The sequence below is a fragment of the Stenotrophomonas sp. OVS01A genome, from assembly GCF_019969775.1.
Taxonomy (GTDB): Bacteria; Pseudomonadota; Gammaproteobacteria; order Xanthomonadales; family Xanthomonadaceae; genus Stenotrophomonas; species Stenotrophomonas indicatrix.
This window is the reverse complement of sequence record NZ_JAHXYV010000004.1, coordinates 171,913-197,713: the sequence shown is the minus strand read 5'-3', so window position 1 is coordinate 197,713 and position 25,801 is coordinate 171,913. Positions and strand designations below refer to the sequence as shown.

Annotated in this window: 18 protein-coding genes; 15 read left to right on the top strand and 3 right to left on the bottom strand. The window is 67.6% G+C overall.

What is annotated here, in order from left to right:
* Positions 1–78: 78 nt before the first annotated feature.
* The 3 genes from LC407_RS15560 to LC407_RS15550 all read left to right on the top strand — a co-directional run bounded on the left by LC407_RS15560 (position 79) and on the right by LC407_RS15550 (position 5,610).
* A complete protein-coding gene (locus LC407_RS15560; protein ID WP_025876000.1) occupies positions 79–3,765 on the top strand; it encodes an indolepyruvate ferredoxin oxidoreductase family protein in 3,687 nt (1,228 codons plus the stop codon).
* A 198-nt stretch (positions 3,766–3,963) separates the two neighbouring features.
* Positions 3,964–4,290: a helix-turn-helix domain-containing protein gene (locus tag LC407_RS15555; protein WP_317850723.1), complete on the top strand. Its 327-nt coding sequence runs from the start codon at positions 3,964–3,966 to the stop codon at positions 4,288–4,290.
* A 33-nt stretch (positions 4,291–4,323) separates the two neighbouring features.
* The gene (locus LC407_RS15550) at positions 4,324–5,610 is read left to right on the top strand and encodes a type II toxin-antitoxin system HipA family toxin (RefSeq protein ID WP_025876004.1); all 1,287 of its coding nucleotides are present in this window, start codon (positions 4,324–4,326) and stop codon (positions 5,608–5,610) included.
* Here LC407_RS15550 and LC407_RS15545 read toward each other — a convergent pair whose 3' ends face one another.
* Positions 5,611–6,225, bottom strand: a complete 615-nt coding sequence (locus LC407_RS15545; protein ID WP_223483157.1) for a DUF938 domain-containing protein — start codon at positions 6,223–6,225, stop codon at positions 5,611–5,613.
* 772 nt (positions 6,226–6,997) lie between these two features.
* Here LC407_RS15545 and LC407_RS15540 point away from each other — a divergent pair.
* The 9 genes from LC407_RS15540 to LC407_RS15500 are packed head-to-tail and all read left to right on the top strand — an operon-like array spanning position 6,998 to position 19,337.
* Complete coding sequence (locus LC407_RS15540) at positions 6,998–8,629, top strand: TldD/PmbA family protein (RefSeq protein WP_025876008.1); 1,632 nt, start codon at positions 6,998–7,000, stop codon at positions 8,627–8,629.
* A gap of 27 nt (positions 8,630–8,656) precedes the next feature.
* On the top strand, positions 8,657–10,291 hold the full coding sequence (locus tag LC407_RS15535) for a TldD/PmbA family protein (RefSeq protein ID WP_025876010.1): 1,635 nt from the start codon (positions 8,657–8,659) through the stop codon (positions 10,289–10,291).
* 21 nt (positions 10,292–10,312) lie between these two features.
* A complete protein-coding gene (locus tag LC407_RS15530; RefSeq protein ID WP_025876012.1) occupies positions 10,313–11,647 on the top strand; it encodes a TldD/PmbA family protein in 1,335 nt (444 codons plus the stop codon).
* On the top strand, positions 11,647–12,354 hold the full coding sequence (locus LC407_RS15525; RefSeq protein WP_223483156.1) for a DUF4159 domain-containing protein: 708 nt from the start codon (positions 11,647–11,649) through the stop codon (positions 12,352–12,354). Before LC407_RS15530 ends, LC407_RS15525 begins: the two co-directional genes overlap by 1 nt.
* A gap of 13 nt (positions 12,355–12,367) precedes the next feature.
* On the top strand, positions 12,368–13,351 hold the full coding sequence (locus LC407_RS15520) for a MoxR family ATPase (RefSeq protein ID WP_154878986.1): 984 nt from the start codon (positions 12,368–12,370) through the stop codon (positions 13,349–13,351).
* A 7-nt stretch (positions 13,352–13,358) separates the two neighbouring features.
* Positions 13,359–14,255, top strand: coding sequence for a DUF58 domain-containing protein (locus tag LC407_RS15515; RefSeq protein ID WP_088100821.1), 897 nt, complete (start codon positions 13,359–13,361; stop codon positions 14,253–14,255).
* Entirely contained in the window at positions 14,252–15,373 is a 1,122-nt protein-coding gene (locus tag LC407_RS15510; protein ID WP_223483155.1) for a BatA domain-containing protein, read from the top strand. The genes LC407_RS15515 and LC407_RS15510 overlap by 4 nt, the downstream gene beginning before the upstream one ends.
* Positions 15,370–17,535 carry a hypothetical protein gene (locus LC407_RS15505; RefSeq protein ID WP_223483154.1) on the top strand — a complete coding sequence of 722 codons (2,166 nt, stop codon included), beginning with the start codon at positions 15,370–15,372 and terminating at the stop codon, positions 17,533–17,535. The genes LC407_RS15510 and LC407_RS15505 overlap by 4 nt, the downstream gene beginning before the upstream one ends.
* Positions 17,532–19,337 (top strand): hypothetical protein, encoded by a 1,806-nt coding sequence (locus LC407_RS15500; protein ID WP_223483153.1) that lies wholly within the window; start codon positions 17,532–17,534, stop codon positions 19,335–19,337. The genes LC407_RS15505 and LC407_RS15500 overlap by 4 nt, the downstream gene beginning before the upstream one ends.
* 175 nt (positions 19,338–19,512) lie before the next feature.
* On the opposite strand, the gene LC407_RS15495 is transcribed toward LC407_RS15500, so the two are convergent.
* Entirely contained in the window at positions 19,513–20,178 is a 666-nt protein-coding gene (locus LC407_RS15495) for a hypothetical protein (protein WP_223483152.1), read from the bottom strand.
* A 37-nt stretch (positions 20,179–20,215) separates the two neighbouring features.
* Positions 20,216–20,758 (bottom strand): hypothetical protein, encoded by a 543-nt coding sequence (locus LC407_RS15490; RefSeq protein WP_223483151.1) that lies wholly within the window; start codon positions 20,756–20,758, stop codon positions 20,216–20,218.
* Positions 20,759–20,998: 240 nt separating this feature from the next.
* On the opposite strand from LC407_RS15490, the gene LC407_RS15485 reads away from it, so the two are divergent.
* The 3 genes from LC407_RS15485 to LC407_RS15475 all read left to right on the top strand — a co-directional run bounded on the left by LC407_RS15485 (position 20,999) and on the right by LC407_RS15475 (position 25,726).
* The gene (locus tag LC407_RS15485) at positions 20,999–22,141 is read left to right on the top strand and encodes an intracellular growth attenuator family protein (protein ID WP_223483150.1); all 1,143 of its coding nucleotides are present in this window, start codon (positions 20,999–21,001) and stop codon (positions 22,139–22,141) included.
* A 79-nt stretch (positions 22,142–22,220) separates the two neighbouring features.
* On the top strand, positions 22,221–24,710 hold the full coding sequence (locus LC407_RS15480) for a DEAD/DEAH box helicase (RefSeq protein WP_223483149.1): 2,490 nt from the start codon (positions 22,221–22,223) through the stop codon (positions 24,708–24,710).
* Positions 24,707–25,726, top strand: coding sequence for a ribonuclease H-like domain-containing protein (locus LC407_RS15475; RefSeq protein ID WP_223483148.1), 1,020 nt, complete (start codon positions 24,707–24,709; stop codon positions 25,724–25,726). Before LC407_RS15480 ends, LC407_RS15475 begins: the two co-directional genes overlap by 4 nt.
* Positions 25,727–25,801: the final 75 nt, after the last annotated feature.

Here is a 25,801-nt window from a genome sequence, read left to right as displayed (position 1 = left end):
CCCCCACTGTTACAATTCGCGCCTTTCCCGCCGCGTGCACCTGCGCGGCCGGTGCCAGCCGATCCTGACAGGCCAGCCATGACCAGTACCGCGCAACTCACCTCGCCCGCTTCCGCCGACCTGCTCGACCGTGATTACACGCTCGACCACAAGTACACCCGCAACGAAGGGCGGATCTACCTGAGTGGCGTGCAGGCGCTGGTGCGGCTGCCGCTGATGCAGCGCCTGCGCGACGAAGCTGCGGGCATCGACAGCGCCGGTTTCATCAGTGGCTATCGCGGCAGCCCGCTGGGCGGCTTCGACCTGGAACTGTGGCGCGCGCGCAAGCACCTGGAAACGGCCAAGGTGAAGTTCACCCCGGGCCTCAACGAGGACCTGGGCGCCACCATGGTGTGGGGTACCCAGCAGACCAACCTGTTCCCCGGTGCCAACGTGCAGGGCGTGTTCGGCATGTGGTACGGCAAGGGCCCGGGCGTGGACCGCTGCGGCGACGTGTTCAAGCACGCCAATGCCGCCGGCACGTCGCGCCATGGTGGTGTGCTGGCACTGGCCGCCGATGACCATGCCTGCCGCAGCTCGACGCTGCCGCATGGCAGCGAGGACGAATTCGTCAGCGCGATGATGCCGGTGCTGAACCCGGCCGGCGTGCAGGACATCCTCGACATGGGCCTGCTCGGCTGGGCGATGAGCCGTTACACCGGGCGTTGGGTCGGCTTCAAGACGATTGCCGAGACGGTGGAATCGTCGGCCTCGGTCGAGGTTGATCCGCTGGCCCGGCGCATCGTGCTGCCGGAGGACTTCGACATGCCCGCCGGCGGCCTCAACATCCGCTGGCCCGATCCGCCGCTGGACCAGGAGATGCGCCTGCACCGCTATGCGGTGAAAGCCGCGCAGGCCTTCGCGCGTGCCAACGGCATCGACAAGGTGGTGATGGACGCGCCGCGTGCGCGGCTGGGCATCGTCACCACCGGCAAGAGCTACCTGGACGTGCTGCAGGCCCTGGAATACCTGGGCCTGGACGAGCAGGCCTGCGCCGACATCGGCATCCGCGTGTACAAGGTCGGCATGACCTGGCCGCTGGAACCGGAAGGCATCGCGCGCTTTGCGCAGGGCCTGGAAGACATCATCGTGGTGGAGGAGAAGCGTGCCTTCATCGAGCGCCAGATGAAGGAGCAGTTCTTCAACTGGCCGGCCAGCTGGGGCCAGCGCCCGTCCATCGTCGGCAAGTACGACGAGGCCGGCGAGTGGATCCTGCCGTCCACCGGCGAACTGACCCCGGCCACCATCGCCGGCGTGATCGGTCGCCGCATCCAGAAGTTCTTCAACAACGAATCCATCGAGCAGCGCCTGCAGTGGATGCAGGAGAAGGAAGCCGAGCTTGCGTTGCCGCGCGCCAGCTTCCCGCGCGTACCGCACTACTGCTCCGGCTGCCCGCACAACACCTCCACCACCGTGCCGGACGGCTCGCGTGCGCTGGCCGGCATCGGTTGCCATTACATGGTGACCTGGATGGACCGCAGCACCGACACCTTCACCCATATGGGTGGCGAAGGCGTGACGTGGGCCGGGCAGGCCGCGTTCACCGACACCCAGCACGTGTTCCAGAACCTGGGCGACGGCACCTATTTCCATAGCGGTTCGCTGGCCATCCGCCAGGCGATCGCCGCAGGCGTCAACATCACCTACAAGATCCTCTACAACGACGCGGTGGCGATGACCGGCGGGCAGCCGGTGGACGGCCCGTTGAGCGTGCCGGACATCGCAAAGCAGATGCGGGCCGAGGGCATCCACACCATCATGGTGTTGTCGGACAACATCGCCAAGTGGACGCGCCAGCGCGAGCATTTCCCCAGCGACGTGGAATTCCACGACCGCAGCGAGCTGGATGCGGTGCAGAAGCGCCTGCGCGAAGTGAAGGGTGTTTCGATCCTGATCTACGAACAGACCTGCGCCACCGAGAAGCGCCGCCGCCGCAAGCGCGGCAAGCTGGAAGACCCGGCCAAGCGGGTGATGATCAATTCGCTGGTCTGCGAAGGCTGCGGCGACTGCGGCAAGAAGAGTTTCTGCGTGTCGGTGCTGCCGAAGGAGACCGAGTTCGGTCGCAAGCGCGACATCGACCAGTCCAACTGCAACAAGGACTATTCCTGCGTCAACGGCTTCTGCCCGAGCTTCGTCACCGTGCACGGTGGGCAACCGCGCAAGGGCAGCAAGCGCGATGCCTCCACGCTGCTGGACAACCTGCCGGCACCGGTGGTGCGCGGCACCCTGGAGCAACCCTGGAACATCCTGATCACCGGCGTTGGCGGTACCGGCGTGGTGACCATCGGCGCCCTGCTGGGCATGGCCGGTCACCTTGAAGGCAAGGGCGCCTCGGTGCTCGACCAGACCGGCCTGGCGCAGAAGGGTGGCGCAGTGACCACGCACATCCGCATCGCCCGCCGCCCGGACGACATCCATGCGGTGCGCATCGCCGCTGGTGAAGCCGATCTGGTGCTGGGCTGCGACATGGTGGTGGTCAACGACTACTGGGCACTGTCGAAGGTACGCGCCGGCCGTTCGCAGGTGGTGCTCAATACCTACGAAGCGATGCCGGGCACCTTCACCACCCGCCCGGACATGCAGTTCCCCGCCGCCGACATCATCGCCGGCGTGCGCGTGGCCCTGGGTGGCGAGGAGCCGCTGCTGCTGGACGCAACCCAGCTGGCCACCGCGCTGCTCGGCGATGCGATCGCCGCCAACCTGTTCATCCTCGGCTACGCCTGGCAGCAGGGCCTGGTGCCGCTGTCGTTCGAGTCGCTGATGCGCGCCATCGAACTCAACGGCGCGGCCGTGGCGATGAACCAGCAGGCCTTCGCCTGGGGCCGCCTGGCCGCGGTCGATCCGCAGGCCGTGCAGCAGGCCGCCGGCCTGGTGCGTAACCGCCACACCGACACCGAGAACACGCCGGGCCCGCTGCATGCGCTGCCGCCGGGCGAATGGGAAGGCAACGAGTGGGGCGCTACCGCCGCACCGCGCAACACCGGTGACGAGCGCGAGCTGCGCGGGCTGCCGACGCACGGTGGTGATGTCGCCTTCCTGCCGCTGGACGACGCGCGCCTGTCGCGCTCGCTGGACGAGATGATCGAGCGCCGCTCGGCCTTCCTGACCGACTACCAGGATGCCGCCTACGCAAACCGCTACCGCAGCCTGGTCGAGCGCGTACGCGCGGCCGAAGCCGAGCGCATCGGCGGCTCCACCGCGTTGACCGAAACCGTGGCCCGCTACCTGTTCAAGCTGATGGCGTACAAGGACGAGTACGAAGTGGCGCGTCTGTACACCAGCGGCGATTTCCAGCGGCGCCTGCAGCAGCAGTTCGAAGGCGATTACCAGCTGCGTTTCCATCTGGCACCGCCGCTGTTCGCCAGGAAGGACGAACAGGGCCGGCTGCAGAAGAAGGAATACGGCCCGTGGATGTTCAAGGCGTTCGGCCTGCTGGCGAAGCTGAAGTTCCTGCGCGGTGGTCGCCTGGATGTGTTCGGCCGCACCGAAGAGCGTCGCATGGAGCGCCAGCTGATCACCGATTACGAGGCGACTGTGCAGCAGCTGATCGACGGACTGGATGACGACCGCCTGGCACTGGCGGTGGAGATTGCCAGCGTGCCCGAGCACATCCGCGGCTTCGGCCACGTCAAGGAAGCGCACTTCGAGAAGGCCAAGGCCCGCGAAGCAGTGCTGCTGGCGCAGTGGCGCAACCCGAAGGCGCTGCATATCGTGCAGGTGGCTTGAAGGGAGTGCCGGCCGCTGGCCGGCCTCTGCCTGCCCCACGCATACCGTCGCTTCATGACAACGAACGCTGACATTTTGTAAATAGTCGCCGTTCGATTACATTCGACGAAATGTCATCGAACGGCGACTATTGCCTGGATGTCGTCGAGCGCATACATTCGCGGAATGGACGTCCTCCGAACTTCCCGAGACCTGGGCGTGGTCATCCGCCAACGTCGCAAGACACTCCGCTGGGATCAGGCGCAGTTGGCCGAACGCGTGGGAGTGAGCCGGCAGTGGGTCATCGAAATGGAGAAGGGCAAACCCCGGGCCGAACTGCAACTTGTACTGCGGACACTGAATGTACTCGGCCTGGTACTGACCGTCGGTAACGTCGAGGGCGAGTCATCCGTTGCTGATTCGTCGGAAATGCCTCTAGTGCTGCCCGATATCGACACTATCGTGGATGGCAACCGGCTGTACCCGGATGAACGTCGCAAGGCAGGTGTGCCGATCGATGGTCGTAACCGCAGCAAGGATCTCTGAGAACCTCTTCTCCCTGGAAACCGCGCTTCCGGCATGGACCTCAACGTACTCCTTTCCAACAGAGTGGCTGGATACCTTGGGCAGGATGCACATGGGCATCCAACGTTCCGTTACGCGGACAGTTGGCGCCAGACGCCGGGGGCCTATCCCTTGTCTCTCGCACTTCCGTTGGCGCAGGACAGTGCGCCCAGCGCAACGCTATCGGCGGTGCTGTGGGGACTGCTTCCGGACAACGAGGTACTGCTGCAACGATGGGCCTCGCGATTCCATGTATCAGCCCGCAATCCGGTCGCATTGCTCTCCCACGTGGGTGAGGACTGCGCGGGAGCCGTCCAGTTTGTGAGAAGTGAACGGCTCGCGGCCGTCCTTTCGGGCGAGAGCGACAGGCAGGAGCCACTGTCCACGCATGAAATCGCCCAACGCCTGCAGCGTGTACGTGTGGACCAAGCCGCAGCACGGCGACTCGATGATGTCGGACAGTTCAGCCTGGCCGGGGCGCAAGCCAAGATCGCCCTGTTACAGCGCGACGACGGGGGCTGGGAGATTCCCGCCGGTCGTATTCCAACGACCCATATCCTCAAGCCACCCAGCGGCGACTACGACGGATTCATCGAGAATGAGGTGTTCTGCCTACGTCTGGCCAGACACGTTGGCATGTCCGCCGCGTTTGCTGAAATGATCTGCGTGGAAGACGCACAGGCAATCTCCGTAAGGCGATACGACCGCATACGTACGGCGGCTGGATGGCAGCGTGTACACCAGGAAGACTTCTGCCAGGCTCTGGGCGTGATGCCCCAAATCAAGTATCAGAATCAGGGTGGACCCGGTCCTGCCGATCTTGCACGAGCGCTATGGGATCACTCCAGTCAACCGCGCTCGGATGTCGAGGCACTGCTGCAGGCACTGCAATTCAACTACCTCATCGGCGGCACGGATGCGCACGCGAAGAATTATTCGCTGCTGATAGGCGCCCAGGGAAGGGCCCGCCTTGCCCCTCTGTACGATATCTCCAGTGCCCTGCCCTACACCGAACTTGAGCACCGCAAGATCAAGATGGCGATGAAGATTGGCAGCCACTACCGCTGGTGGGACGTCCGCTTGATGGATTGGCGGTCTACCGCTGAGGCAATGAGACTTGATGCAGACAAGGCACTGTCTGGATTGTTCGACATGGCCAGCCAACTTCCCACGCTCGCGCGACAGTTACATGCGGAACTCCACGCGGAGGGGATTTGTCACCCGGTACTGAACCGCTTGCTCGATGCCATCGATATGAGCTGTCAGCGCTGCCTGCGGCAGTTTGAACAACCCGACGCCTGATCACCCCAACCGCCACAGCAGCAGACGGTTGTTGGACGGCATCGCCACATCCCCCAGGCGGGTAAAGCCGTTGTCGGCGGCCAGTGCCTGCACCGCTTCGCTATCGCGGATGCCGCTGCGCGGATCACGCGCCTTCAGCCACGCATCGAACTGCGCATTGCTGTCGCTGGTGTAGCGACCGCCGTAGTTGAACGGGCCGTACACCGCCAGCAACGCGCCGTGGCGCAGCAGGGGTGGCAGTGCGGCAAACAACGCCTGCACGTGCTCCCAGCTCATGATGTGCAGGGTATTGGCACTGAATGCAGCGTCGAACGTGCTGCCTTCCGGCAAGCTCAGGCCGGGCGCTGGCGGCAGTTCCACCTGCAGCGCCACCGGCGGCAGCAGGTTCAGCAGCGCCGCCTCCGCGCGCCAGGCCTCGATGCCCGGCAGATGATCCGGATGGTCGCTGGGCTGCCAGCGCAGCCATGGCCAGCGCTCGGTGAAGAAAGCAGCATGCTGGCCGGTGCCGCTACCGATCTCCAGCACCCGGTGGCGATCTCCCATCCACGGGTCGAGCGCAGCGGCGATCGGTTCGCGGTTGCGTTCGCAGGCTTCTGAATACGGCTTGCTCGACATCGAGACGGCGTCCAGGCGGGGTCGGCCTCATTGTGCACGAGGGGGGTATTGCTCGGCAGGGCTGCGCCCTGCACCTGCAGAGGCAGGAGCCGGGGCAACAGCCGAAGCAACAGCAAATGCGGGCTTCCTGTGGGATGGCGGGTTGGGTCCGGTGGCGGGGGACGCCGTAAACCCCCAGACCGGCCCAGCCGCTGGCGGCTGTACGTTCGGGCGCTTGCGAAGCAGTGCTTCGCAAGCAAAGCGCCCTCACCCTTGGGGGCTTGGCCGCGGCATCCATGCCGCGGACACCCCCGCCACCGGACCCATCCCGCCTTCGACAGTTCTCCGCGATCTGCTGGAACGGCTCTTGGGGTCAGATCCGTTTTCCTGCGGAAAACGGATCTGACCCCAGATTTATTTCGATACCTGACAGATGTGTCGACCAAGGTCGACACCTACCAACAGCCGCGGAGATCTGTCAGAGGTGGGGCGGTGTGGGGTGTCAGCCGCATGGATGCGGCTGCCAAGCCTCCAGGGACGGATTCACGGCGTCCCCGCACTCCGACACCGCGCCGCCCACCCACGGAGAGCCCGCTTTTGACGTTGACGTTGCTGCTGAGGTTGCCGGCCAGCGGCCGGCACTACAGCAGGTGCAGGGCTGCAAGCCCTGCCGAAACCCTCCCCGACCATGACTGCAGTCACTTGCCCGAATGTCCGCCGCTGGCGAAAGTCGAGGAGTTGACGTGATCGGATCGGTCCTTTGCCGGCCGCACGGAAGTGAGAGAGAGACGCTGTGCAACGACGTGAGTTCCTGGCATTTTCCGCTCTGGGCCTGGCGGGCCTGGCCCTGCCGCATTCGCGGCTGATCGCCGCCGAGCAGTTGCTGGCCCCGGTCGACCCGGCCAAGCGCCGGCGCCTGGCCGAGGTCGCCCTCGCTGCCGCGCGTTCGGCCAAGGCCAGCTACTGCGACGTGCGCATCGGGCGCTACCTCAACCAGTCGGTGATCACCCGCGAGCACCAGGTCGGCAACGTGACCAACCGCGAATCGTCCGGTGTGGGCGTGCGGGTGATCGTCAACGGTGCGTGGGGTTTCGCCGCCACCCACCAGCAGACCGAAGCGGCGGTGCGCACCGCCGTCGAACAGGCCACCGCCATCGCCCGCGCCAATGCCAGCATCCAGTCCCGCCCGGTGCAGCTGGCGCCCACCCCGGCGGTCGGCGAGGTGCGTTGGCAGACACCCATCCGCCGCAATGCGATGGAAGTGCCGATCCAGGACAAGGTCGAGCTGCTGCTGGCGCTCAACGCCGCCGCGCTGAATGCGGGCGCCGACTACATCAATTCCACCCTGTTCCTGGTCAACGAACAGAAGTACTTCGCCTCCAGCGACGGTTCTTTCATCGACCAGGACATCCATCGCATCTGGCTGCCCTTCACCGCCACTGCCATCGACAAGGCCAGCGGCAAGTTCCGCACCCGCGCGGGCCTGTCCTCGCCGATGGGCATGGGCTACGAGTTCCTTGATGGCGATGCACGCGGCAAGGTGCAGCTGCCCGGTGGCATCACTGCGTACCGTGATTCCTATGACCCGGTCGAGGACGCCATCGCCGCCGCCCGCCAGGCGCGCGAGAAGCTGAAGGCGCCCTCGGTGAAGCCCGGCAAGTACGACCTGGTGCTGGATCCGTCCAACCTGTTCCTCACCATCCACGAGAACGTCGGCCACCCGCTGGAACTGGACCGCGTGCTCGGCTACGAGGCCAACTACGCCGGCACCAGCTTCGCCACGCTGGACAAGCGCGATGCTGGTTTCCGCTGGGGCAGCGACATCGTCACCTTCTTCGCCGACAAGACCCAGCCGGGCAGCCTCGGCGCGGTCGGCTACGACGACGAAGGGGTGAAGACCCAGCGCTGGGACCTGGTGCGCGACGGCATCCTGGTCGACTACCAGGCGACGCGCGATGAGGCGCACATCCTCGGCCGCGACGCCTCGCATGGCTGCAGCTATGCCGACTCGTGGTCCAGCGTGCAGTTCCAGCGCATGGCCAATGTCTCGCTGGCGCCGGGCAGGACGCCGCTCAGCGTGGAGGACATGATCAAGGACGTGGAGAACGGCATCTACATCCATGGCCGCGGCTCGTACTCCATCGACCAGCAGCGCTACAACGCGCAGTTTGGCGGCCAGCTGTACTACCAGATCAGGAACGGAAAGATCACCGGCATGGTCGAGGATGCGGCCTACCAGATCCGCACGCCGGAGTTCTGGAACGCCTGCACCGCCATCTGCGATGAACGCGACTTCCGCCTTGGCGGTTCGTTCTTCGACGGCAAGGGCCAGCCCGGCCAGGTGTCGGCGGTCTCGCACGGTTCGTCCACCACCCGTTTCAACGGCATCAACATCATCAACACCGCGCGCAGTCTCGGCGCTTGAGCCACCCGTCCTTCATGGAGAGCAGCCTTGCACAGACGTGACTTCCTGGCCCTGACCGGGCTTACCGCTGGCGGCCTGATCGTGCCGTCGTTCTTCGGCAAGGCGATCGCCGCCGAGCAACTGCAGTCCAGCCTCGACCCTGCGCTGAAGAAGCGCTTGGCCGACGCCGCCCTGCAGGCCGCGCGCAGCGCCGGCGCCACCTACTGCGACGTGCGCATCGGCCGCTACCTGCGGCAATTCGTGATCACCCGCGAGGACAAGGTGCAGAACGTGGTCAACACCGAGTCCACCGGTGTGGGCATCCGCGTGATCGTCAACGGCGCCTGGGGCTTTGCCGCCACCAATGCGCTCAGCACCGCCGACGTGGCCCGTGCCGCGCAGCAGGCCGCGGCGATCGCCAAGGCCAACGCAGGCGTGCAGACCGCGCCGGTGCAGCTGGCCAAGGCGCCGGGCGTGGGCGAGGTCAGCTGGAAGACGCCGATCCGCAAGAACGCGATGGAGGTGCCGATCAAGGAGAAGGTCGACCTGCTGCTGGACGTCAACGCTGCGGCGATGGGCGCCGGTGCCAGCTTCGTCAACTCGATGCTGTTCCTGGTGAACGAGCAGAAGTACTTCGCCTCCACCGACGGTTCCTACATCGACCAGGACGTGCACCGCATCTGGGCACCGATGACGATCACCGCCATCGACAAGGCCAGCGGCAAGTTCCGCACCCGCGAAGGCCTGTCCGCACCGATGGGCCTGGGCTACGAGTACCTCGATGGCGCGGCTGCCGGCAAGGTGCTCACGCCCAATGGCGTGGTCAACTACGGCTCGTCCTACGACATGAAGGAAGATGCCATCGCGGCGGCCAAGCAGGCGCAGGAGAAGCTGAAGGCGCCGTCGGTGAAGCCCGGCAAGTACGACCTGATCCTGGATCCGTCGCACACCTGGCTGACCATCCACGAGTCGATCGGCCACCCGCTGGAACTGGACCGCGTGCTCGGCTACGAAGCCAACTACGCCGGCACCAGCTTCGCCACCCTGGACAAGCGCGAGCAGCATTTCCAGTACGGCAGCGAGCACGTGAACATCTTTGCCGACAAGACCCAGCCGGGCAGCCTCGGCGCCGTGGCGTACGACGATGAAGGCGTGAAGTGCAAGCGCTGGGACCTGATCAGCAACGGCAAGCTGGTCGACTACCAGACCATCCGCGACCAGGCCCACATCCTCGGCAAGACCGAATCCGATGGCTGCTGCTATGCCGACTCGTGGTCCAGCGTGCAGTTCCAGCGCATGGCCAACGTGTCCATGGCGCCGGGCAAGTCGCCGCTGAGCGTGTCGGACATGATCAAGGACGTGGAGAACGGCATCTACATCATCGGGGATGGTTCGTTCTCGATCGACCAGCAGCGCTACAACGCGCAGTTCGGCGGCCAGCTGTTCTACGAGATCAAGAACGGAAAGATCACCCGCATGCTCGAAGACGTGGCCTACCAGATCCGCACGCCGGAATTCTGGAATGCCTGCAGCGCCGTGGCCGATGAACGCGACTACCGCCTGGGCGGTTCGTTCTTCGATGGCAAGGGCCAGCCCGGCCAGGTCTCGGCGGTCTCGCACGGTTCGTCCACCGCGCGCTTCAACGGCATCAACGTCATCAACACCGCACGCAGCCTCGGCTGACCGGTCAGGAGCCCTTACACCATGAGTATCTTCACCGAAGCCCAGGCCAAGGCCATCCTCGACAAGGTCATCGCCCTGTCCAAGGCCGATGAGTGCACGGCCGTACTGGCCGGTTCCATCAACGGCAACATCCGTTTCGCCCTGAACAACGTGTCCACCAGCGGCATCGTCGACAACACCGAACTGGCCGTCACCGTGGCCTTCGGCAAGCGCGTGGGTACCGCCTCGATCAACGAGTTCGACGACGCGGCGCTGCAGCGCGTGGTGCGTCGCGCCGAAGACCTGGCCCGCCTGGCCCCGGAAAACCCGGAGTTCATGCCGGCCATCGGCAAGCAGACCTACCGCCCCAGCCCGACCTTCAGCGAATCCACCGCCGCCATCGATCCGGCCTTCCGCGCCAAGGTCGCCGCCGATTCGATCGCGCCGTGCCGTGGCAACGGGCTGATCGCTGCCGGCTTCCTCGAAGACGGCCAGGGTTTCTACGCCACGGCCAACAGCAATGGCAACTTCGGCTACCAGCGCACCACCAACTTCGACTACACCTGCACCGTGCGCACCGAAGACGGCCGTGGTTCGGGCTGGGTGGGTCGCAACCTGAAGGACGCTGCCGACTTCAAGGCCGACCAGGACATCCGCATCGCCATGCGCAAGGCGACCGAGTCGCAGGAAGCCAAGGCACTGGAACCCGGCAAGTACACGGTGATCCTGGAGCCAGCAGCAGCCGCCGGCCTGATCAGCTTCATGATGAACTTCTTCAGCGCACGCTCGGCCGATGAAGGGCGCAGCTTCCTGTCGAAGAAGGGCGGTGGCAACAAGCTGGGCGAGCAGGTCTACGATCCGCGCGTGAACATGCATGCCGACCCGTGGCACCCGGACGCGCCGGTGCTGCCGTGGGACAACGAGGGCATGCCGCGTGAGCGCATCGCCATCATCGAGAACGGCAAGGTCGCCAACCTCGACTACTCGCGCTTCTGGGCACAGAAGCAAGGCAAGACCGCCAAGGCCACGCCCGGCAACCTGCTGATGAGCGGTGGCGAGAAGAGCACCGCCGAACTGGTGCGCGGCACCCAGAAGGGCATCCTGGTCACCCGTACCTGGTACATCCGCATGGTCGATCCGCAGACCGTGCTGCTGACCGGCCTGACCCGCGATGGCACCTTCTACATCGAGAACGGGCAGATCAAGCATCCGGTGAAGAACTTCCGCTTCAACGAATCGCCGGTGATCATGCTCAACAACATCGAAGAGCTGGGCAAGCCGGTGCGCGTGGCCGGTGACGAGTCCAACTTCGTGATGATGATTCCGCCGATGAAGCTGCGCGATTTCACCTTTACCTCGTTGTCCGACGCGGTCTGATGGATCGGCGGGCCTGCCTGCGCTGGTTGGCCGCTGCCGCTTCGGCGGCGGCGCTGCCGGCATGGGCGCAGGCAGGCCCGCGCAGTTCGCGCTACGACTTCTGGTTCACCCGCCTGCAGTACGACTCCGGCGATTGGGACGTGGACGCGCGCATGCCGTCCAACCTGATCACCTCGCTGATCGACTACACCTCCCTGCGGGTGGACCCGCAGGAACGCGTGGTGGCGTTGGCCGACCCGCGCATGCTGGAAGCGCCGTTCTGCTACCTGGCCGGGCACACCCTGGTCGAGTTCAACGCCGCCGAACGGCAGAACTTCGTGCGCTACGTGCGCAATGGTGGCTTCGTCTTCGTCGACGACTGCAACCACGATATCGACGGCCTGTTCGCCACCTCGTTCGAAGCGCAGATGGGCCGGCTGTTCGGGCCGAAGGCGCTGCAGAAACTGCCCAACGGCCACGCGCTGTACCGCAGCTTCTTCCGCTTCCCCGACGGCCCGCCCGCGACCAGCTTCGAGCTCAACGGCTGGGGCGATGACCTGGTGCACGACTACCTGAAAGGCATCGAGGTCGATGGCCGGCTGGGTCTGCTCTACAGCAACAAGGATTACGGCTGCGAGTGGGACTACGACTGGCGCAACAAGCGTTTCCTGGCCGAAGACAACACCCGCTTCGGCGTCAACATCGTGATGTACGCATTGAACAATTGAACGGACCACGCCCATGACCTCCCCCGACCTCGATTCCCTGCTGCCGCGCCTGCATGCGCTGCGCAGCGCCCTGGCCCACGCCGTGGTCGGCCAGCACACCGTGGTCGAGCAGCTGCTGATCGGCCTGCTGGCCGGTGGCCACTGCCTGCTGGAAGGCGCGCCGGGGCTGGGCAAGACCCTGCTGGTGCGCTCGCTGGGGCAGGCACTGGAACTGCAGTTCCGGCGCGTGCAGTTCACCCCGGACCTGATGCCCAGCGACATCCTGGGCACCGAACTGCTGGAAGAAGACCACGGCACCGGTCATCGCCATTTCCGCTTCCAGCAGGGCCCGGTCTTCACCAACCTGCTGCTGGCCGACGAGCTCAACCGCACCCCGCCCAAGACCCAGGCGGCGCTGCTGGAAGCGATGCAGGAGCGTACGGTCAGCTACGCCGGCACGACCTACACGTTGCCGGCGCCGTTCTTCGTGCTGGCCACGCAGAATCCGATCGAACAGGCCGGTACCTACCCCTTGCCCGAAGCACAGCTGGACCGCTTCCTGCTGCATGTGCTGGTCGATTACCCCAGCGAGGAAGAAGAGCGGCAGATCCTCGAACAGACCACCGGCGGTGCCACGGAAAGCGTGCCGAAGGTGATGGATGCCGAAGCGGTGATCGCGCTGCAGGCGGCGGTGCGCCAAGTGCATGTCAGCCCCGACGTGCTGGCCTGGATCACCCGCCTGGTCCGCGCCAGCCGCCCCGGCGATGGTGCACCGGCAGCGATCAACCAGTGGGTGAAATGGGGCGCGGGTCCGCGTGCCGGGCAGTCGCTGGTGCTGGCCGCCAAGGCGCGCGCCCTGCTGCAGGGACGCTTCGCCGCCACCCGCGAGGATGTGCAGGCGCTGGCGGCACCGGTGATGCGCCATCGCCTGCTGCTGTCCTTTGCCGCCGAAGCCGAGCAGAAGCGGGCCGACGATGTGGTCGCCGCACTGCTGCAGGCCGTTCCCTTCCCGGGTTGATCCACTGGTGACCGCAGGCACGCCGCTGCTGCTGCCACCCGACCTGCGTGCGCGCCTGCGTGCGCTGCGCCTGCGGCCACGCCTGGCCAGCGGTGCGAGCGGCATCGGCCAGCATGCCAGCCGCAGCCGCGGCGCCGGCCTGGAATTCGCCCAGTACCGCGCCTACGAGCCCGGTGACGAACTGCGCCAGATCGACTGGAAGCTGTATGCGCGCTCGGACCGCTTCTTCGTGCGCGAATCCGAGCGCGAAAGCCCGATTGCCGTCTGGCTGCTGCTCGATGCCACGGCCTCGGCGGGCCAGTCCGACCGTACAGCGCCCGGACGCAGCCGACTGGACCACATGCGGCAGCTGGCTGCCTGCGTGGTCGAGCTGGCGCTGCAGCAGGGTGATCGCTTCGGCCTGCTGGCGATCAACGGCGAAGGCCTGCAGCTGGTGCCGGCCGCGCATGGCGCGCGCCAGCGCGACCGCGTGCATCTGCAGCTGCATGCCCTGCAGGCGCGCGGCGCATGGCCGGCCGCAGAGCGGCTGCGACCGCTGTGGGAGCGCGTGCGCCCCGGCGATCTGCTGCTGGCCATCGGCGATGGCTTCGACGACGCGGGCATCGTGCTGCTGGAGCAGCTGGCCAGCGCCCGCCGCGAGGTGATGCTGCTGCAGGTGCTGACGGCCGACGAGCGCGATTTCCCCTTCGACGCAGGCCATCGTTTCCGCGATCCGGAAACGGGCGATGAACTTCTCGGCGATGGCGCCGCGATCCGCGCCGACTACCTGCAGCGCTTCACCCAGGCGCGCGCCGCGCTGCAGTCGCGCCTGCAGGCCAGTGGCATCGCCTGCGCGACCGGTTGGCTGGATCAGCCGCTGGACCAGCCGCTGCAGGCGCTGTTCGGCCGCAGGGGCGGCGCATGAGCCTGCTGTTCCCGCTGGGCCTGGCGGCGCTGGCCGCATGGCTGCTGCCACTGCTGATCCACCTCGCCCGCCGTCATCCCTACACGCCACTGGATTTCGCTGCGCTGCGCTGGCTGCGCGCCCAGGTACGACCGCGGCAGCGCATCCGCTTCGATGATTGGCCGCTGTTGCTGGTGCGCCTGCTGTTGCTGGCCGCACTGGCCCTGCTGCTGGCGCGCCCGGCGCTGACCGGTCCTGCGCCCGTGCCAGCAGCGTGGACGGTGGTGGCACCGGGCCTGGACGCGACCGCGCTGCGCGGCAGCACCGATGCGCGCAACTGGCATTGGCTGGCGCCGGGCTTCCCCACCGTCGACCAGCCAGCGCCGGCCAACGCTGCTGCCCTGCCCAGCCTGCTGCGTGAGCTGGACGCGCAGTTGCCGGCCGGCACCGCGCTGACCGTACACGTACCCGACCCCTTGCCCGGCCTTGATGGTGCCCGCCTGCAGCTGTCGCGGGAGGTGCAGTGGCAGCCACACGCGCTGGCCATCACCGCGCCGCCACACGCTTCCCCGGCACCACGCCTGCGTACGCGCAGCGATGCACCGGCCGCTGCGCTGCAATGGCTGGGCGCGTTGCAGCGCGCGTGGAGCACGCAACCATTGGCGGCCCCCTTGGCCGACGACGCGTTGCCTGCCCGCGGCGAGATCGGCGTATGGACCGCCACCGATGCGCTGCCTGGCACCTGGCAGCGCTGGCTGCAGCAGGGCGGCACGGTGCTGACCGCTGCGAAACCGCCAGCGGGTGCACCCGTACTGCTGCGCGATGCAGACAATGCACCGCTGCTGTGGCAGCAGCGCATCGGCCAGGGCCGCCTGCTGCATCTGCCCGGCGAATGGAACGTGGCCCGCAACAGTGCACTGCGCGATGACGGCCTGCCGCGCGACCTGCTGCAGGCCCTGCAACCGCCATCAACGCCGCAGCTGGGTGATGCGCGGGACCAGGCACCACGCCAGGCGCCCCTGCCCGCCGCAACGCCGCCCCTGCGCGAACCCACCGCCTGGCTGCTGCTGGTGATCGTGCTGCTGTTCACGCTTGAGCGCTGGATGGCGAGCAGCGCGCGACGCAGGGCTGCACCATGAAGGCGCTGCAACAGGCATGGCAGCGCGCACGTCGGCGCCGCGCGGCGATCACCCTGCTGCTGGGCCTGCCGTGGGCGCTGGCGTCAGCGGCACTCGCGCTGCGCGTGTCCGGTTTCGATATCGCCTGCGTCGTGGCGACCGTGGCCCTGCTGATCATTGCGGCCGCCGCGACGATGCGCGCCCGGCAGCTGGACCGACGCTGGTTGCAGCGCAGGCTCGATGCCAGTGGCGCCAGCGAAGACAGCGCCGATCTGCTGTTTGCCGATGGCGCTGCGCTCAACCCACTGCAGCAGCGCCAGCGCACGCACGTGCTGGCTGCGCTTGAACACAACCTCCCCGAGCTGCGACCACGCTGGCCACGCAGGGCAGTGGCGCTGTGCTGGATTGGCGGCATCGCCGTCGCTGTGCTGGCACTGGGCTGGCCGCACAGCGGCGCACCGCGCCCAACGGCGCCTGCCTCGCCGCAAAGCAGCGCCAAGGCCGGTCCATTGCGCCTGCAGTCCACTCGACTGCGCATCGACGCACCGGCCTACACCGGCCAACCCACACGTACGCAGAACGCACTCGACGCCAAGGTCGCCGCCGACAGTCGCCTGTCCTGGTCACTGCGCTTCGACCGTGCACCCAGCAACGCCTGGCTGCAGTTCCACGACGGTCGACGCCTGCCGTTGCGCGAGCGCAATGGTGAATGGCAGGCGCAGGACGTAGCGCGTACCCCGGTGCTGTATCGCGTGGTCAGCGAACCGGCGCTGGCCGAAACCCGCCTGCATCGGCTCGACGTGGTCGCCGACCGTGCGCCGACGGTGCGCGTGATCGAGCCTGCCACCAGCCTGGTGCTGGGCACCCCCGGGCAACGGCAGTGGACGCTGCGCTTCGAGGCCAGCGACGATCATGGCGTCTCCCCACAAGCGACGCTGTCGATCACCATCACCCAGGGCAGCGGCGAGAACATCACCTTCGTACGCCGCAGCGTGACGCTCAGCGGCAGCGGCGAGGCGAAGGCACGGCGCTTTGCCCATACCCTTGATCTGGCCGCGCTGGGCGCACAGCCCGGCAACGATGTGATCGCCCAGCTGGAAGTGCGCGACAACCACGCGCCGGCAGCACAGATCGGCCGCAGCAGCAGCGTGATCCTGCGCCTGCCCAGCGCCGAGTCCGTGCTCGGTGCCGAACTGGAAGGCCGCATCAAGAAGACCCTGCCCGCGTACTTCCGCAGCCAGCGGCAGATCATCATCGACGCCGAGGCGTTGATCCGCGAACGCCGGAGCGTAGCCGCCGATACCTTCATCAAGCGCAGCGATGCGATCGGCGTCGACCAGCGCATCCTGCGCCTGCGCTACGGCCAGTTCCTGGGCGAAGAAAGCGAGGGCGCGCCGAAGCCACCGCCGACCAGCGACCTGCCCACCAGCGATACGCCGGCGGCAGACGCACACGATGACGATCATGAGCACGGTCACGGCGCCGAGGCCGGCGCACACGACGAGCACGGCCACGACCACGGTGGCGCAGCCAGCGGCAATAACACGCCACCGGTGTTCGGCAGCGCCACCGACGTGCTGTCCGAGTACGGGCATACCCACGACCACGCCGAGGCGGCGACGCTGCTTGACCCGCAGACACGCGCCACCTTGAAGGCCGCGCTGGACCAGATGTGGTCGGCCGAAGGCGAGCTGCGCCAGGGCCGCCCCGAGCAGGCCCTGCCGTTTGCCTACAAGGCGCTGGCGTTCATCAAGCAGGTGCAGCAGGCCGAGCGCATCTATCTGGCCCGCGTCGGCCCGGAGCTGCCGCCGATCGACGAGAGCCGGCGCCTGAGCGGCGACCGTGCCGGGCTGGCCAGCCGCGACCTGCCGCTGGCCGCGCGCACGCCGCCCGATCCGGCCGTCGTCGAGGCCTGGCAGCGATTGGGCGACGAGGACGGCACGCCAGATCTGGACAAGCTCGCCACCTGGCAGCAGCGCAACAATGCCTTCCTGCCCGATGCACTGGACCTGGCTGCCGCCATCGAACAACTACGCATCGACCCCGGCTGCACCGAGTGCCGGCAACGCCTGCGCGCGCAGCTGTGGCGCGCACTGCAGCGGCCACTGCCGCAGGTGATGCGACGCCGTGCGGCCGATGCCATGGGCCAGCGCTACCTCGACGCGCTGCAGGCACAGCCATGAGCACATCGGCATTGAACGTGTGGGTCGCAGTGGCGCTGGCGCTGATCGTGCTCGTGGCCAGTGCACGCCAACTGCGTTCGCCCACGCAGAGGCGCGGCCGTCTTATCGCCGTGCTCACGCTGCAGGCGGCCGCCGCTGCGCTGCTGTACGTCTGCCTGCTGCCGCCCTCACAGCGCGCCTCCCTGGCCGGCCTGGTGGTGATCGGCGCCGGGGCCGACAAGACCGGTGCACTGCCCACCGGCGGCACCCGGGTGCTGCTGCCGGAAGCAACCGATATGGCCGGTGCAGCGCGCGTGCCGGACTTGGCCACCGCACTGCGCCGCTATCCGTCCTCCACGGTGACACTGATCGGTGCCGGCCTGGCCGCGCGTGACCGCGATGCCGTGCTGCCCGCCGATACGCGCTGGCAGGCACCCCCTGCAGCCAACGGCTGGATCGCCCTGCAGCCGCCCGTGGACACCGCTCCCGGCGCGCGCTTCGATGTGCATGCACAGGCACGTGGGGTAGACCGCGCGCAGGCCGAACTGCTGGACCCGGCCGGTGCGGTGGTCGATCGTGCACCGCTGGCAGCGGATGGCCACGTGCAGCTCAGCGGCATCGCCCGCGCCGAGGGCCGCAACGTGTTCCAGCTGCGCCTGCTGGATGCGCAGGGCCATGTGGCCGACAGCGTGCCGGTGCCGCAGCAGACACTGGCCGCCGCTCCGCTGCGCGTGCTGGTGCGCTCGGCTGCCCCCGGCGCCGAGCTGAAGTACCTGCGCCGCTGGGCCACTGATGCCGGCATCCGCGTGCAGGTGCAGGCCGAGACCGGCGCAGGCCTCAGCCTGGGCGACGGCAACGTGGCGTTGGACGCCTCCACGCTGGCGCGCAGCGATCTGCTGCTGCTCGACGAACGCAGCCTGGCCGCGCTCGGTGCTGCTCAGCTGGCGGCCGTGCGCCAGGCCCTGCGCGATGGCCTGGGCCTGCTGGTGCGCAGTACCGGCGCGCCATCAGCCAGCGCACGGCAACGCCTGCGTGATCTCGGCCTGCCTGTGCAGGGCGATGCCAGCAGTCAGGTTGCGGCGATGCCCGGCGAGGGTGACGCAACGATGCTGCAGGCACGTCGCGGGCCGCTTGCCGCCGGCACCCTGCCCACCACGGATGGCGAAGACGCCGACCGCGCGTCGCACGCCGCGGCGCTGCCGGCGCTGGAGTACCTGGCGCTGCAGGCAGCCGACAGCCGCCCCCTGCTGCAGGATCGCGACGGCAAGCCCATCGGTGGGTGGCGCGCCGTCGGCAAGGGGCGCATCGGGCTGCTGCCGATCACTGACAGCTGGCGCTGGGTACTGGCCGGTCGCGAGGATCGCCACGGTGAGTTGTGGAGCACGGTGTTCGCCGCCCTCGCTCGCGCGCAGCCCGGTACCGAAGGACCGTGGTCGACACAGGCACTGGCCTGGGCCGGCGAACGGCAGTCGCTGTGCGGCGTGCAGGCACCGCTGCGGGCCTTTGACGGACGCGGCGATGGCGTGCCGCTGATCGTCGACAGCACCACCGGCACAGCACGATGCGCGGGCTGGTGGCCGCGCCAGGCCGGTTGGCAGCGCCTGCAGCACGGCGACCGCACGCAGTGGCGCTACGTGTTCGATCCGAAGCAGGCCCCTGCCCTGCACCGGCAGGCGATGATGGATGCCACCGCGCAGCGGCTGGCCACTGCGGCGCCAGCAACCGCGCAGGCGAGCCAGCGTGTAACAGGGCCGCGCTGGCCGTGGTGGCTGGCGTTCGTGCTGTGCGCATCGCTGCTCTGGTGGCTGGAGCGCCGACGCTGATCCCGGGGTTGATCCCGGGGTCGGATCCCTTTCGCCTGCGAAAGGGCCCTGACCCCACCGTTTGGATCGCGGACACCATCCACGCATGGCGTGGATCTACTGATGCCGTGCAGGGTAGATGCCGCCTTGGTTGGCGCCGGGCCGTCCGCGCGTTTCATCCACGCATGGCGTGGATTTACTTGCGCCGATACACACCGTTGAAGCGCACGTTCATGCCGCCGCACTCGCTGTTGTCGGCCACGATCAGCACATCGCCCAGCAGCTGCGCGTGCACCGTGCAGGTGTCCTCCACAAAGTCGACCTGGGCACCACGCGGTACTGCCTGCGCGCTTACCGCGCCGATGTTCGGGCCGCCTGGGCGTTCTGCCGGCGTCGGGTTGGCCGAGGGCCAGTAGGCATCGCCTTCCACATGCAGCTGGCCGTCACGCACGCGGATGCGCAGGCCGTTGTCACTGTCCTCCCAGTCTCCCGACCAGGCCTGCAGCGTCGGCGCGGGTACCGGCACCACCTGCAGCTTGCTGCGATCCACCCAGCCTGCGCTGCCACCCACCTTGTTCGGGAAGAACGCGCAGCGGTAGCGGCCAAGATCGCGCCCGGTCACCACCGTGTCGCCACTCACCACGTAGCTACGCTGGCGGCAGGCGGGTTCACCCTTGGCCGGGCAGCCGTCCATGTCGCCCAGCAGGTACAGGCGCGGCGTGCCCACCACCTTGGCCAAGGCAAAGCCCGATTGTTCCGAAGGGAACGCGCCATTGCGGCACGAACCGCCATCGGTCAGGTCGCTGGCGGACGCGGCAAGCGGGCTCAGCGTTGCAAGCAGGAACAGGGTACGCAGCAGCATCCAGGCAGCCTCGAAGGGAAGGCCCGCAGGATACCGCCTACTTCTCCGGCGGTGCGCCGCAACCATCCTGCTGGGCGCAGAACTGCAGCGCGCGCCGTTGCTGCTCGGCGCTCAGTTCCGGTGGCGGCCGCGCGATGGCCGACTGGATCTGGTCCGGCCCACCCGTGATCTTGTTCAGGCCCTTGGCCGCAGCCATCACGCCCTTGACCACGCCCATCATGATGTAACCGCCGCCCATACTGACCTGCTCGGGCGAGGGCGGCTCACTCCAGTCGCGGCTGAAGCGGTTGTTCTCCGCGCGCATCGGGTTCTTGAAGCGGTACAGGTCCAGCGGCTGGTCGTCTTCGGGCTTGAGCGCGCGCACTTCGCCCAGCGTGGTCACGGTGTCCTGCGGCAGGGTGCTGGAAACCGGCGTGGTTGCCGCCGGCGCGTCTGCAGGGGCTGCAGGGGCTGCAGGGGCTGCAGGGGCTGCAGGGGCAGGATCGGGCACTGCCACGGGCGCCTGCTGCGCCTGCGCGATGCCGGCCAGCAGCAGGCCGGCCAGAAGTGCTCCCTGCGTTGCGCGTTTTGCCACAGCCATCCGCCCTTGCCTGTTGCGTCCAAGTGTCGAGGATACGGATGCGGGCTTCAGATTTCGTTGGCAACCACGTGGGCGTTCAGGCTGTGTCCCGCATCACCGGACCCGGCCGGCGCGCCGAAGTTTGCAATAATCGTCATTCCCATCAGGACGCTGGGCCGACAAGCTGCGGTATTTCCCAATTCCGCTGTCGACCATGGCACCGCCCTCCACCTCCATGTCGCTGCAGCGGTTCGGCCGCTGATGTCCCGCGCTGCGCTGCTGGTCGTACTCGCATTGCTGCTGGCGATGATCGTTGCCGCCGTTGCCGAATGGACGTCGCGCGTCCGCACCGGATTGGCCTCGCTGCGCCGGAGCAGCGCACTGCGAACGCTGGATGCCGATGAACACGCGGCACTGGCAACGGTGCGCGCACTGACCGGCTGCGTCCATGACGACCAGGTGCAGGTACTGCGCGGAAAGTTCACCGGAGGCTCCGTCAGCCGCCACTACCCGGTCTCCGACGGCCTGCTGGGTGGCATTCCCGTGCTGCTGCCGCGGCAGGCATGCCCACACCTTGCGGCGGACAATGACGCCGAAGTGGTGCTGGGCGAACGCTGGGCCGTTGTGGTGCGTCTCAATGGATTCCATGTGGCCGCAATGCGACCGGTTGCAGCCGCCAGCAGGATCCGGGGCGAGCGTCTGGAGACACCGGAAGAAGTCGCGATGCGACGCGGACCCGGATTGCGCCCGTCCGCGCTGTTGATCGCGGTACTGGCGCTATGGGCCGCTGCCGATGCGTCCGGCCTGCTCTGCCTGCCCCTGCCGTGTGATGTCAGCTACCTGTCAGGAGTGCCCCTGCTCGCCATTGCCGGCCTGGGGTTCTGGCTGGGTCGACCGCGCCGCAGTGGCCCTGCGACGGCACAGCGCGTGCTGCAGGTGCAGGGGCGCCTGCGCGCATACCAGCGGAACGGACAGACATCGCGGGCGTGGCTGCTGGGCAACGACCTGCGCGTGCAGCTTCCATGGGAGTGGGTGGACGCCGAGGGATTCACCACGGGTCGCTCGATGCGCCTGGATGTACGCGCCTGTGATGGCAAGGTGCTGGCCGCCGGACCAGGATGGTGCCTGGCCAGCGACCGGCTGAGCTACCCGGCCAGCGGGGGGTTCTGGCACCTGGCCTGGCTCGGCCTGCTGCTGCTTTTACAAGTGCTCGGCGTCATCTGGTTGCCCCTGCCGCAGCGGCCGGACCTGGGCTGGCCGGGCGTACTCCATTGGCAGCTGTTCGCGCTGTTGGCGGCGGGCTGGCACGTGCTGATGCTCGTCGTGTGTGTTCGTCGGTCCGTCAGCCGCACTGCCGCACTTGGCGCCGCGCTCAAGGCGCGCCCGGCCCCCGGCACTGAATGATTCACGCCATCCCGTCGCGGCGTCTCACATGCTGAGATCCATCTGTGTTGCCATGTGAACCCCTGAAAATCGACTTCCCATGGCCTACGAACTCGCCAAGCGCACCGCCGATGCGGAGCAGCAGCTCGCCACCCGTGATGGCCTGCCCGCACGCGATGGCGCACTGCTCAGTGCACGCCTGCAGCGCCGCTACCAGGACCGCATCACCGGCAGCTTCGCCATTCCCGGCCGCGAAGGCCGCTACGCGCCGATTCCCGATTCCGTGCCACCGGCCCTGACTGCAGCACTGAAGGCACGTGGCATCGAACAGCTCTACAGCCACCAGGCAGAGGCCTGGGAGGCCAGCCAGCGTGGCGACCACGTCGCCATCGTTACCCCCACCGCCAGCGGCAAGTCGCTGTGCTACACCCTGCCGGTGGTCAGCGCTGCCATGCAGGACAAGGCCAAGGCGCTGTACCTGTTCCCCACCAAGGCACTGGCCCAGGACCAGGTGGCCGAACTGCTGGAGCTCAACCGCGCCGGCGACCTCGGGGTGAAGGCCTTCACCTTCGACGGCGACACCCCGGGCGACGCGCGGCAGGCGATCCGCCTGCATGGCGACATCGTGGTCTCCAACCCGGACATGCTGCACCAGGCGATCCTGCCGCATCACACCAAGTGGGCGCAGTTCTTCGAGAACCTGCGCTACATCGTCATCGACGAAGTACACACCTATCGCGGCGTGTTCGGCAGCCATGTCACCAACGTGCTGCGCCGGCTCAAGCGCATCTGCGCGTTCTACGGGGTGCAACCGCAGTTCATCCTGTGCTCGGCCACCATCGGCAACCCGCAGGCGCATGCCGAGGCGCTGATCGAAGCACCGGTCACCGCCATCACCGAATCCGGTGCACCCAGCGGGCCGAAGCAGGTGCTGCTGTGGAATCCGCCGGTGATCAACCCCGATCTGGGCCTGCGTGCCTCGGCGCGCTCGCAGAGCAACCGCATCGCCCGCATCGCGATCAAATCCGGCCTGAAGACGCTGGTGTTCGCGCAGACCCGGCTGATGGTGGAGGTGCTGACCAAGTACCTGAAGGACATCTTCGATCACGATCCGCGCAAGCCACCGCGTATCCGCGCCTACCGCGGCGGCTACCTGCCCACCGAGCGCCGCGAGACCGAGCGTGCGATGCGTGCCGGCAACATCGACGGCATCGTCAGCACCTCGGCGCTGGAACTGGGCGTGGACATCGGCAGCCTGGACGTGGTGATTCTCAACGGTTACCCCGGCAGCGTGGCTGCCACCTGGCAGCGCTTCGGCCGCGCCGGACGCCGCCAGCAGCCCGCGCTCGGAGTGATGGTGGCCAGTTCGCAGCCACTGGACCAGTACGTGGTGCGCCATCCGGACTTCTTCGCCGAGGCGTCGCCGGAACACGCACGCATCGCGCCCGACCAGCCGTTGATCCTGTTCGATCACATCCGCTGCGCGGCGTTCGAACTGCCGTTCCGGGTCGGCGATGGCTTCGGCCCGATCGATCCTGAAGTGTTCCTGGAAGCACTGGCCGAAACCGAGGTCATCCACCGCGAAGGCGAACGCTGGGAGTGGATCGCCGACAGCTATCCGGCCAACGCGGTCAGCCTGCGCGCGGTGGCCGATGGCAACTTCGTGGTGGTCGACCGCAGCGATGGCCGCCAGCAGATCATCGCCGAAGTGGACTACTCCGCTGCAGCGCTGACCCTGTACGAAGGCGCCATCCACATGGTGCAGTCCACGCCCTACCAGGTGGAAACGCTGGACTGGGAAGGCCGCAAGGCCTACGTCACCCGCACCCACGTGGACTACTACACCGACAGCATCGACTTCACCAGGCTCAAGGTGCTGGACCGTTTCGATGGCGGCGTGGCCGGCCGTGGTGATTCGCACCATGGCGAAGTGCACGTGGTGCGCCGCGTGGCCGGTTACAAGAAGATCCGCTACTACACCCACGAGAACATCGGCTACGGCCCGGTCAACCTGCCCGACCAGGAACTGCACACCACCGCGGTGTGGTGGCAGCTGCCGCAGGCGCTGCTGCTGCGCGCCTTCGCCAGCAAGCAGGATGCGCTGGATGGGTTCCTCGGCGCCGCCTATGCACTGCACATCGTAGCCACGGTGGCGGTGATGGCCGATGCGCGCGACCTGCAGAAGTCGGTGGGCAACGGCGATGGCACCTGGATCGCGATTGCCGACCAGAGCGGGCGCGGCCAGCTGCGGGGCAGCGATGGCGAGCCTGGCGCGGTGGAACTGCTGCAGGAATTCGTGCCGACCGTATACCTGTACGACAACTTCCCCGGTGGCGTCGGCCTGAGCGAGCCGCTGTGGCAGCGCCAGGCCGAGCTGGTGCAGCGCGCGCGCGAACTGGTACAGCGCTGCGACTGCAAGGCGGGTTGCCCTGCCTGCGTCGGCCCGGTGCTGGCCGCGCAGGAACAGGATGAAACCTCGCCGCGTGCGCTGGCGCTGCGCGTGCTCGACCTGTTCGATGCGCAGGCCTGCCAGCAGGTGGCCGATGTGGTGGTGAGCACGCGCGACCCGATGGAGCTGATCGCCCCGTGAGCCTGAGCCTGGACAAGCTGCGGCTGCTTCGCAAGCAGGCGGGTGACCCGAAAGCAGCCACGCCTGCCGCGCCGACGCAGCAGACGCCGCCGGCACTGATGGCCGCCAACGATGCGCGGCAGCCACCGGCCGAGCGTTCGGTGTTTGCCTGGGTGGAACAGGAGATCCGCCACAAGCCGACCGGCACCGCCACCACCACGCCTGCGCCGGCAACACTGCGACGGCCCGAGGTCGGCAGCCTGCATCGCCTGCTCGGCATGCGCTCGCGGGGTGGACCTGCGCCGGCACGCGCCAGCGCGCAGGATCGCCAACTGCCCGGCAACGAGATTGCGCCCGGCCTGTTCCTGATCGAGTCACTGCTGCCGCAGCCGATTCCCGCCATGCCGCTGTCGCTGGCCTTCGCCAAGCGCGAGGGTGAGCACGTGGCTGCGCGCGACCTGCTGTTCTTCGATACCGAGACCACCGGCCTGGCCGGCGGCACCGGCACCCGCGCCTTCATGATCGGCGCGGCCGACTGGCATGTGTGCCCGCAGCGTGGCGAAGGCCTGCGCATCCGCCAGCTGCTGATGTCGACGATGGCTGCCGAGGAGGAGATGCTGGCCGCTTTCGCCCGCTGGCTGCAGCCGCATACCGTGTTCTGCAGCTACAACGGCCGCAGCTACGACGCCCCTCTGCTGAAGACGCGCTATCGGCTGGCCCGCCGGGCCGATCCCATCACCGCGCTGGACCATGTCGACCTGCTGTATCCCACTCGCCGCCGTTACCGCGGTACGTGGGAGAACTGCAAGCTGTCCACCATCGAGCGGCAACTGCTGCGCGTGGTGCGCGAAGATGACCTGCCCGGCTCGGAAGCCCCCGCCGCATGGCTGCGTTACCTGCGTGGCGGTGATGCGGTGAATCTGCGCCGGGTGGCCGACCACAACCACCAGGACGTGGTGACCCTGGCCCTGCTGCTGCAGCGGTTGGTGCGGGAAGAGCAGCGCGAACGGGAGACCCTGGCGCTGGTAAGCGGATGAACGGAGAGGGCGGATCCAGGCCGCGTTGACATCACTGACACAGCGCTCGGCGACACTGCCGCTACTGAACACCAC

Excerpts from the sequence above, each read along its gene's own strand:
- LC407_RS15525 (WP_223483156.1), top strand. The coding sequence starts at position 11,647 with ATGGATCGGCGGGCCTGCCTGCGCTGGTTGGCCGCTGCCGCTTCGGCG.
- LC407_RS15545 (WP_223483157.1), bottom strand. The coding sequence starts at position 6,225 with ATGTCGAGCAAGCCGTATTCAGAAGCCTGCGAACGCAACCGCGAACCG.
- LC407_RS15510 (WP_223483155.1), top strand. The coding sequence starts at position 14,252 with ATGAGCCTGCTGTTCCCGCTGGGCCTGGCGGCGCTGGCCGCATGGCTG.
- LC407_RS15485 (WP_223483150.1), top strand. The coding sequence starts at position 20,999 with ATGTCCCGCGCTGCGCTGCTGGTCGTACTCGCATTGCTGCTGGCGATG.
- LC407_RS15505 (WP_223483154.1), top strand. The coding sequence starts at position 15,370 with ATGAAGGCGCTGCAACAGGCATGGCAGCGCGCACGTCGGCGCCGCGCG.
- LC407_RS15490 (WP_223483151.1), bottom strand. The coding sequence starts at position 20,758 with ATGGCTGTGGCAAAACGCGCAACGCAGGGAGCACTTCTGGCCGGCCTG.
- LC407_RS15480 (WP_223483149.1), top strand. The coding sequence starts at position 22,221 with ATGGCCTACGAACTCGCCAAGCGCACCGCCGATGCGGAGCAGCAGCTC.
- LC407_RS15560 (WP_025876000.1), top strand. The coding sequence starts at position 79 with ATGACCAGTACCGCGCAACTCACCTCGCCCGCTTCCGCCGACCTGCTC.
- LC407_RS15500 (WP_223483153.1), top strand. The coding sequence starts at position 17,532 with ATGAGCACATCGGCATTGAACGTGTGGGTCGCAGTGGCGCTGGCGCTG.
- LC407_RS15495 (WP_223483152.1), bottom strand. The coding sequence starts at position 20,178 with ATGCTGCTGCGTACCCTGTTCCTGCTTGCAACGCTGAGCCCGCTTGCC.
- LC407_RS15550 (WP_025876004.1), top strand. The coding sequence starts at position 4,324 with ATGGACCTCAACGTACTCCTTTCCAACAGAGTGGCTGGATACCTTGGG.
- LC407_RS15520 (WP_154878986.1), top strand. The coding sequence starts at position 12,368 with ATGACCTCCCCCGACCTCGATTCCCTGCTGCCGCGCCTGCATGCGCTG.
- LC407_RS15530 (WP_025876012.1), top strand. The coding sequence starts at position 10,313 with ATGAGTATCTTCACCGAAGCCCAGGCCAAGGCCATCCTCGACAAGGTC.